This is a genomic window from Pseudoalteromonas sp. Isolate3 (assembly GCF_022398505.1).
GTDB lineage: Bacteria > Pseudomonadota > Gammaproteobacteria > Enterobacterales > Alteromonadaceae > Pseudoalteromonas > Pseudoalteromonas apostichopi.
This window is the reverse complement of record NZ_JAKEVN010000269.1, coordinates 1-833: the sequence shown is the minus strand read 5'-3', so window position 1 is coordinate 833 and position 833 is coordinate 1. Positions and strand designations below refer to the sequence as shown.

Genomic DNA, 833 nt, shown 5'->3' with positions numbered 1-833 from the left:
CTAATCTTATGGCGTGAGGCCCGAAGGTCCCCCACTTTGGTCCGTAGACATCATGCGGTATTAGCAGTCGTTTCCAACTGTTGTCCCCCACCATAAGGCATATTCCCAAGCATTACTCACCCGTCCGCCGCTCGACGCCAGAGGTGCAAGCACCTCTTCGTTTCCGCTCGACTTGCATGTGTTAGGCCTGCCGCCAGCGTTCAATCTGAGCCATGATCAAACTCTTCAATTAAAAGTTTTTTCTGTCCCTAAGGACATGCTCAATGAATTCTGAATTTTGATTCTTTCGAATCGAATTGACTGTGCTGAAACAAGTAAACTTGTTTCCGTTGGTCACTCAGTTCAATTGATACTCTAAATTTGTTTGCGTCATCTAGCGAACTAGAATCGGCTGTTAGAACTCAATCTGTACGAGTGCCCACACAGATGATTGCTTTATATTGTTAAAGAACGTTGCGACGTTGTCGCTAGGGATGCGTATAATACATCCTTAATTTTTCGAGTCAACACTTAATTTCAAACTTTCTTTCGATAATTTGAAACCGAAGTTTCACTTAACTCTCTGCTACGTTGTTCAGCGTCTTTCGTTGCTGCCCGCCGTGTCAGTGGATGCGCATTATAGGGATGCGAAGAATTAACGCAAGCACTTTTTGCAGGTTTTTTTGCTTATTTTCAAATTAGTACAATAACCATACAAACAAAGGGCTACAAAGGGGTTTTAGCTCAAAAAGCAGTCATTTTTGTGAAGGTAAAATGGCATAGAAAAAGCGACATGCTTTAAATTAGCTATGTCGCTTTTTATTTTTATAAGGCGGATTAGTTAGTAGAAATTT

1 rRNA gene is annotated in these 833 nt (G+C 41.5%); it reads right to left on the bottom strand.

The features are described from left to right. Positions 1 to 232: ribosomal RNA gene (locus L1D46_RS20775) — 16S ribosomal RNA — on the bottom strand; the annotation flags it as partial. Between the last annotated feature and the right edge of the window lie 601 nt (positions 233 to 833).